Origin of the sequence: Serratia sp. H402Y, assembly GCF_051172415.1 — a bacterium.
Lineage (GTDB): Bacteria > Pseudomonadota > Gammaproteobacteria > Enterobacterales > Enterobacteriaceae > Serratia > Serratia ureilytica.
The window spans coordinates 377,899-385,213 of record NZ_JBPIYZ010000003.1; the positions used below are offsets into that span (position 1 = coordinate 377,899).

The following is a 7,315-nucleotide window of genomic DNA, read 5'->3' on the forward strand; positions in this document are numbered from 1 at the left end:
CAATCGTTTCAACAGAGGAGTGACAACATGTCTCAGGTTGAGAACAAAGCCGGCGTCAAGCCGCAGGATCTGTCGATGGAAAACTGGGTGGAGTCGCGCATCGCCCGTTTCGAAGGCCGCAAATACGACTGGAACGCGCTGAAATTCCAGGCCGATTTCGACCCGAAATACCGCCGCGCGCAGATGCGCTACATCGGCACCGGCGCCACCGGCGTGGCCAGCGACGCCAACACCATTCCGGCGGGCAATTTCACCTTCTCCACCATGGTGTTGCCGTCGAAGTGCGAGGGCCCGCTGCACCTGCACGACGACGTGGAGGAAGTGTTCTTCATGCTGAAAGGCAGCATCACGCTGATGATTCAGGATGGGGAAGAGTATTACGAAACCAGGCTGAAAGAGCGCGATTTGATCTCGGTGCCGGCGGGCGTGTATCGCGGCCTTTTCAATCACGGCGAGGAAGAGGCGCTGATGTGCGTGATGCTCGGCACCGCCAAGCCGGAGATCCCGACTTATCCGGCGGACCACCCGCTGTCCAAAGTGAAGCGTAACTGATGAACGGCCTGGCGCAACGCCAACGGGCGCGCTGCGGGGCGTATACCCTGAGCTGGCGCGAGGCCGGGCAGGGGCGGCCGGTGGTGTTGCTGCATGGCATCAGTTCCGGATCCGCCTCGTGGATCAAGCAGTTTAACGACAGCGGCCTGACGGACGGTCATCGTCTGTTGGCGTGGGACGCGCCAGGTTACGGCGGCAGCCTGCCGTTGGCGGATCCGCAGGCTGACGCCGCCGGTTATGCAGCGGCGTTGGCGGCGCTGATTGAGGCGCTGCAGCTGGCGCAGCCGCTGATCGTCGGCCATTCGTTGGGAGCGCTGATCGGCAGCGCCTACGCCGCCGGCTATCCGGACGGGCTATGTGGGCTGGTGTTGGCGGATCCGGCGCAGGGCTATGCCACGGCGCCGGAGGAAAAACGCCGACAGGTGTACGGCCAGCGCCAACAGATGATGGAGACGCTGGGGCCGGTGGGCTACGGCGAGCAGCGGGCGGCGGCCTTGCTGCGCGAAGGGGCGGATCCGCAGGACATCGCCTGGGTGCGCAACGGCATGCAACAGCTCGATCCCGACGGTTTTCTGAGTGCCGCCTGGATGCTGGCTAACGACGACATAGGCCGCTATCTGGCGCGCTATCGCGGCCCGCTGGAAGTGTGGTGCGGTGAACTGGATCGCATTACGCCGCCGGAGAAGGCGGCCGAGCTGGCGCGTGAGCAAGACGCGACGCTGCGTCTGATCGCCGCCGCCGGTCACGCCAGCTACCTCGATGCGCCGGCGTGTTTCAACCGCTATCTGCGGGACTTTACGGGAGCAATCCAACGATGAATTTTCAGCTTGAGGATCGGGTGGCGGTGGTGACCGGCGGCTCATCGGGCATCGGTTTCGAAACCCTGAAACTGCTGCTGGCCGAAGGGGCGAAGGTGGCGTTCTGCGGCCGCGATCCGGACAAACTGGCCGGCGCGGAGGCCAGCCTGCGCGCGGACTTCCCGCAGGCGGAGATCCTGGCGCTGCGCTGCGACGTGCTGGATGCGCAGCAGGTGGCGCAGTTCGCCGCTCAGGTGACGGCGCGTTTCGGCGGCGTGGATCTGCTGATCAACAACGCCGGTCAGGGCTTCGTCGCCCACTTTGACCAGACGCCGCGCGAAGCCTGGCTGCATGAGGCAGAGCTGAAGCTGTTCGGCGTGATCAACCCGGTGCAGGCGTTTTTACCGGCGCTGGAACGATCGGATATCGCGTCTATCACCTGCGTGAACTCGCTGCTGGCGCTGCAGCCGGAAGAACACATGATCGCCACCTCGGCGGCGCGCGCCGCGCTGCTCAATATGACGTTGACGCTGTCGAAAGAGCTGGTGGGCAAAGGCATTCGGGTTAACTCGATCTTGCTGGGGATGGTGGAGTCGGGCCAATGGCGCCGCCGTTTCGACGATCGCAGCGATAAAGATCAAAGCTGGGAGCAGTGGACGGCGGCGATCGCCGAACGCCGCGGCATCCCGATGAAGCGCCTCGGCAAGCCGCAGGAACCGGCGCAGGCGCTGCTGTTCCTCGCTTCGCCGCTGGCTTCCTTTACCACCGGCGCGGCGCTGGACGTTTCCGGCGGCTTTAACCGCCATGTGTAACAGGGGCCGAAAAAGATGAAGAAGATCATGATGATTGGCTACGGCGCGATGGCGAAGGAAGTGATCGCCCGTTTGCCGGAAGGCGTGGAGATCGGCTGGATCCTGGCGCGCGCAGCTCATCATGCGGCGATCGCCGAGGCCTTTGGCGGGCGGGTGCAGGCGCTGACTCATCCCGAGCAGTGTTCGCAGCGGCCGGATCTGGTGCTGGAGTGCGCCAGCCAGCAGGCGGTGGTGGAGTTTGGCGAAGCGGTGCTGCAGCGCGGCTGGCCGCTGGCGCTGATCTCGACCGGCGCGCTGGCGGACGCCGCATTGCAACAGCGGTTGCAGCAGGCCTGCCGCAGCCATCACGGGCAACTGATCGTGCTGTCCGGCGCGGTGGCGGGCATGGACGGGCTGGCGTCGGCGCGCGAAGGCGGGCTGGAAAGCGTGACCTATCAGGCCAGCAAGAGCCCGGCCAGCTGGCGCGGCAGCCCGGCGGAGCAGCTGATCGATCTCGATGCGGTGAGCGAAGCGCAGGTATTTTTTGAAGGGTCGGCGCGCGAAGCGGCGCGTTTATTCCCGGCCAACGCCAACGTGGCGGCCACCATTGCGCTCAACGGCCTGGGGATGGATGCCACTCGGGTGCGCCTGCAGGTCGATCCCGCCACCCGGCGCAATACCCATCGGCTGCAGGTATGCGGCGACTTTGGCGAGTTTCACATCGAGCTGAGCGGCACCCCGCTGGCGAGCAATCCCAAAACATCAACCCTGGCGGCGCTGAGCGCGGTACAAGCCTGCCGCCGTCTGGTGGACGGCGGTTTTATTGCCTGAACGGCAGGAGCGGAGCATGGAACGATTGAATATTTTTGTCGCCGGGCGCTGGCGTGAAGGGCGCGGCGAAGAGATGGCTTCGGTATTCCCGGCCGACGGCAGCGTCAACGCGCGGCTGCGCGCCGCTAACGTCGAGGATGTCAACGAGGCGGTTGAGGCGGCGGAAAAGGCCTGGCGCGCGCCGGAATGGCGTGGGCTGGTGCCGCACCAACGCGCCTCAATTCTCTACCGCGTGAGCAACCTGATTCTGGCGCAACAGGAACAGCTGGCCGAGCTGCAGACCCGCGACAACGGCAAGCCGCTGGCGGAGACCCGCGGGCTGGTGGCCAGCGCGGCGGCGACCGCGCGTTACTTCGCCGCCGCTTGCGAAGTGCTGGAGGGCGAGCTGCCGACCCCGCGCAGCGCCGAAGTGATGACGCTCAGCCAGTATCAACCGATGGGGGTGATCGCCGCCATCACGCCGTGGAACTCACCGATCGCCAGCGAAATGCAGAAGGTGGCGCCGGCGCTGGCGGCGGGTAACGCCGTGGTGCTCAAACCGGCCGAAGCCACGCCGCTGATGGCGCTGAAGCTGGCCGAGCTGTTCGAACAGGCGGGGCTTCCTGCTGGGCTGCTCAGCGTGCTGCCGGGCAAAGGTTCGGTGATCGGCGAGGCGTTGGCGCGCCATCCGTTGGTGAAAAAGATCGCCTTTACCGGCGGGACCAGCACCGGGCGCCATTTGGCGCACATCGCCGCCGACAAGCTGATCCCCACCTCGCTGGAGCTGGGCGGTAAATCGCCGACCATCGTGCTGGAGGACGCCGATCTGGAGCCGGCGGCGCGCGGCATCTGCTACGGCATTTTCAGCTCCGCCGGCCAGGCGTGCATCGCCGGTTCGCGGCTGTTCGTGCATCGTTCGCTGTATCAGCCGCTGCTGGCGCGCTTGACCGAACTGACGGCGGGGCTGCGCATCGGCAACCCGCTGGTGCCGGGCGTGCATCTCGGCCCGCTGATCAGCGCCAAACATCGGCAAAGCGTGGCGGACTACGTGGCGCTGGCGCGGCAGGAGGGCGGCCGGGTGGTCATCGGCGGTGAAGCGCCGGCCGATCCGCAACTGGCGAGCGGTAGCTATTACCTGCCGACCATTATTGAAGGTTTGAACAACGACGCCCGCGTCTGCCAAGAGGAGATCTTCGGGCCGGTGCTGGTGGCGATGCCGTTCGACGACGAGCGACAGCTGATCGAACAGGCCAACGACTCGGTGTACGGCCTGGCGGCCGGCATCTGGAGCCGCGATTTCCCGCGGGCGATGGCGCTGGCGGAGCGGTTGGAAACCGGCACCGTCTGGGTCAACACCTACAAAACGTTCTCGATTTCCACGCCGTTCGGCGGTTTCAAGGAAAGCGGTCTGGGCCGCGAAAAGGGCCTGAACGGCATCAAGGCCTACATGCAGCAGAAAAGCGTGTATCTGGCGCTGAGCCATCAGGTGAACCGCTGGAGCGACTAGGCCGACACCTCTACGCATAACCCTAATAACGACTACCCTAAGAAGGCAGATGATGAGCGATAAAATCACGGTTGGCGAGGCGATAGCCCGGACTCTGGAACAGTACGCGGTGTCGGCGATGTACGGCATCATTTCGATTCATAATCTGCCGATCGCCGATGCGGTGGGGCAGCGCGATAAAATTCGCTTCGTGCCGGCGCGCGGCGAAGCGGGCGCGGTCACCATGGCCGATGCGCATGGGCGCTTCTCCGGCCTGGGCGTGGCGTTGACCAGCACCGGCGCCGGCGCGGGCAACGCGGTGGGGGCGATGATTGAAGCGCTTAACGCCAACACGCCGCTGTTGCATATCACCGGCCAGGTAGAAAAAGCCTATCTGGACGCCGACGCCGGGTTTATTCATGAAACCCGCGATCAGCTCGGTTTTCTGCGCGCCTGCTCCAAGCGCGCCTACCGGGTCAATTCGCCGGAACAGGCGGTGGCGGTGATCCAGCGAGCGATCCTGGATGCGCAAACCGTGCCCTGCGGCCCGGTGGCGGTCGAGATCCCGATCGATATCCAAAGCAGCCTGGTTTCCCGCTCGGTGCTGACCGAAGCATTGGCGCCGGCGCCGCTGCCGAAGGCGGACGATGCGGCGGTGGAGCGGCTGCATCAGCGGCTGAAACAGGCCAAGCGCCCGTTGCTGTGGCTGGGCGGCGGCGCGTTGGCCTGCGGCGATGCGGTGCGCAAGCTGGCGGACGCCGGCGTGGCGGTGATCTCCAGCACCCACGGGCGCGGCATTCTGCCGGACAGCCATCCGCGCAGCCTGCGGGCGTTCCACAACTCGCCGAGCATCGAGGCTATCCTGACGCAGTGCGACCTGACGCTGGTGGCCGGTTCACGGCTGCGCAGTAATGAAACCCGCACCTGGACGCTGCCGCTGCCGCGCCCGCTGGTGCAAATTGACATCGATCCGGCGGCGGCCAACCGCAACTACCTGGCCGATGAGCAGATCAATGGCGACTGTGCGGCGCTGCTGGCCGCGCTGGCGGCGCGGCTGAGCCCCGGCGAGAAGGTCAACGCCGAGTGGGATGCCGAGATCGCGGGGGCGGTGCAGCAGGCGGAGAGTGCGTTGCGTCAGCAGTCCGGTGAATACGCCAAACTCAACGACGCCATCGACGCCGCGCTGCCGCAGGACGGATTGCTGGTGCGCGATATCACCGTATCCGGCAGCGTCTGGGGCAGCCGTTTGTTCCGCGCGATCTCGCCGCTGTGCAACATTCACTCGCTGGCCGGTGCTATCGGCATGGGGCTGCCGATGGCGATCGGCACCGCGATCGCCAACCCGCAGCGCAAGGTGGTGGGGCTGGTGGGCGATGGCGGTTTGGCGCTGGGCCTGGGGGAACTGGCGACCATGGCGCAGGAACAGGTGAACATCACCCTGCTGATCATGAACGACGGCGGCTATGGCGTGATGCGCGGCATTCAGGACAAGTATTTCGCCGGGCGCCAGTATTACAACGAGCTGCATACGCCGGCCTTTACTCAAATAGCCGAAGCGATGGGGCTGAAAGCCTGGAAGGTCGAGGCGGCGGCGCAGTTCAACGGCGTGCTGGCCGAAGCGATCAATTACCCGGGGCCGTCGGTGGTCGAGGTGGACATGAAGCAGGTCGGGCCGCTGACCTTCGCCGGGCCGCCGCAGAAAACCCTGTATTGAGACGATAAAAAACGCCCGGCGGTTGCCGGGCGTTCTCGTTGTTACTTCTCTGCCGCGATGCGATCGCGAATGTGCTGCGCGCGCGCTTGGGAAGACGGGTGATCGTCGAACATGCTGCTCTGACGGCCGGCTTCCATTTGGGCCAGTTTTTCGAAGCTGGTGGCCAGGCCGTTCGGATCGATGCCGCGCTTTTTCAGCAGATCGAACGAGTAATCATCCGCTTCGCTTTCCTGCTTCTGCGAGAACTGGGCGCTGACCAGCTTCTCGCCGATGTCCGCCAGCTGCGACTGCGACAGCGAGCCGATAACGCCGCCGGCGGAGGACGCCGCGGTGCGCAGCGCCACGGTGCCGTAAGCCACCTGCATCGCTTTACGGGTGTGGCCCAGCGCCACGTGGCCCATTTCGTGGCCCAGCACGCCTTCCACTTCGTTGTCGTTCATGATGTCCATCAGGCCGCTGTAAACGCGGATACAGCCGTTGGCCATCGCCCAGGCGTTGACGTCTTTGGTCACGTAGACCTTGTAGTTGGCCGGGGTGCCGTTGATGTTGTCGCCCAGCGCCGCAGCGATTTTGTTGAGACGCTTGGCATAGGTGCTGTCGGCCGGCGCGATTTGTGCCTTGCTGTCCATCTCGGCGCAGGATTTATCACTCAGGGCCTTAACGTCGTTGTTGCTCAGGGTCGCCGCCTGGAACGCCTGCGCGCCGGACTGCATCAGGGTTTCGGTATTCAGGTTTTGACAGCCGGTTGCCAAGGTGGCAATGCCCAACGCAATCAAAGAGGTACGGATCTTCATAACGCCATCTTCCTGTGAAGGTAACAAGGTAAAAGAGTCATTTTGCTTTGAGGCTATCTTGCCGCAAGAGCCTAGTGTACGCCAGACGGGGCGAGAATAGTGTTATTCCGAAAAAGCGTCCAATCGTGCTAATAAGTGGTGAACTCGCTCTCATTTGGCATTAGGGATTGCCGTTGTGATGTGGAGTCTGAGAAAATAGGGAACTTGACTGCTTTTTTTATCCGACCTGGAGTAAAACATGTCCTCTCGTAAAGAGCTTGCCAACGCCATCCGCGCACTCAGCATGGACGCCGTACAAAAAGCAAATTCCGGCCACCCGGGGGCCCCTATGGGCATGGCGGACATCGCCGAAGTCCTGTGGCGCGACTACC

8 protein-coding genes are annotated in these 7,315 nt (G+C 64.4%); 7 read left to right on the plus strand and 1 reads right to left on the minus strand.

Annotated elements, in window-relative coordinates:
* Nucleotides 1-27: 27 nt before the first annotated feature.
* Genes ACSBQS_RS18425 through ACSBQS_RS18450 form a run of 6 tightly spaced genes read left to right on the plus strand, consistent with a single transcriptional unit; the run spans nt 28 to nt 6,150 of the window.
* Entirely contained in the window at nt 28-552 is a 525-nt protein-coding gene (locus ACSBQS_RS18425) for a cupin domain-containing protein (RefSeq protein ID WP_004937634.1), read from the plus strand.
* Nucleotides 552-1,370 carry an alpha/beta fold hydrolase gene (locus ACSBQS_RS18430; protein WP_434991265.1) on the plus strand — a complete coding sequence of 273 codons (819 nt, stop codon included), beginning with the start codon at nt 552-554 and terminating at the stop codon, nt 1,368-1,370. Before ACSBQS_RS18425 ends, ACSBQS_RS18430 begins: the two co-directional genes overlap by 1 nt.
* A complete protein-coding gene (locus ACSBQS_RS18435) occupies nt 1,367-2,161 on the plus strand; it encodes an SDR family oxidoreductase (protein ID WP_033644722.1) in 795 nt (264 codons plus the stop codon). The genes ACSBQS_RS18430 and ACSBQS_RS18435 overlap by 4 nt, the downstream gene beginning before the upstream one ends.
* Before the next feature lie 15 nt (nt 2,162-2,176).
* Nucleotides 2,177-2,971, plus strand: coding sequence for an aspartate dehydrogenase (locus ACSBQS_RS18440; RefSeq protein ID WP_182073809.1), 795 nt, complete (start codon nt 2,177-2,179; stop codon nt 2,969-2,971).
* A 16-nt stretch (nt 2,972-2,987) separates the two neighbouring features.
* Nucleotides 2,988-4,457, plus strand: a complete 1,470-nt coding sequence (locus ACSBQS_RS18445) for an aldehyde dehydrogenase (protein WP_197666951.1) — start codon at nt 2,988-2,990, stop codon at nt 4,455-4,457.
* A 52-nt stretch (nt 4,458-4,509) separates the two neighbouring features.
* Nucleotides 4,510-6,150, plus strand: coding sequence for a thiamine pyrophosphate-binding protein (locus tag ACSBQS_RS18450; protein ID WP_025304194.1), 1,641 nt, complete (start codon nt 4,510-4,512; stop codon nt 6,148-6,150).
* A gap of 41 nt (nt 6,151-6,191) precedes the next feature.
* Here the strand turns inward: ACSBQS_RS18450 and ACSBQS_RS18455 are convergent, their stop codons facing one another.
* On the minus strand, nt 6,192-6,944 hold the full coding sequence (locus tag ACSBQS_RS18455) for a M48 family metallopeptidase (RefSeq protein WP_004937650.1): 753 nt from the start codon (nt 6,942-6,944) through the stop codon (nt 6,192-6,194).
* Between the two features lie 238 nt (nt 6,945-7,182).
* Between ACSBQS_RS18455 and ACSBQS_RS18460 the strand changes: the two genes are divergently transcribed.
* Nucleotides 7,183-7,315 (plus strand): hypothetical protein (locus ACSBQS_RS18460; RefSeq protein WP_139159286.1); only part of this gene is annotated, 133 nt, incomplete at its 3' end.

What these genes read in the sequence shown, in the direction of transcription:
- ACSBQS_RS18430 (WP_434991265.1), top strand. Translation starts at nt 552, where the DNA reads ATGAACGGCCTGGCGCAACGCCAACGGGCGCGCTGCGGGGCGTATACC.
- ACSBQS_RS18445 (WP_197666951.1), top strand. Translation starts at nt 2,988, where the DNA reads ATGGAACGATTGAATATTTTTGTCGCCGGGCGCTGGCGTGAAGGGCGC.
- ACSBQS_RS18435 (WP_033644722.1), top strand. Translation starts at nt 1,367, where the DNA reads ATGAATTTTCAGCTTGAGGATCGGGTGGCGGTGGTGACCGGCGGCTCA.
- ACSBQS_RS18440 (WP_182073809.1), top strand. Translation starts at nt 2,177, where the DNA reads ATGAAGAAGATCATGATGATTGGCTACGGCGCGATGGCGAAGGAAGTG.
- ACSBQS_RS18455 (WP_004937650.1), bottom strand. Translation starts at nt 6,944, where the DNA reads ATGAAGATCCGTACCTCTTTGATTGCGTTGGGCATTGCCACCTTGGCA.
- ACSBQS_RS18425 (WP_004937634.1), top strand. Translation starts at nt 28, where the DNA reads ATGTCTCAGGTTGAGAACAAAGCCGGCGTCAAGCCGCAGGATCTGTCG.
- ACSBQS_RS18450 (WP_025304194.1), top strand. Translation starts at nt 4,510, where the DNA reads ATGAGCGATAAAATCACGGTTGGCGAGGCGATAGCCCGGACTCTGGAA.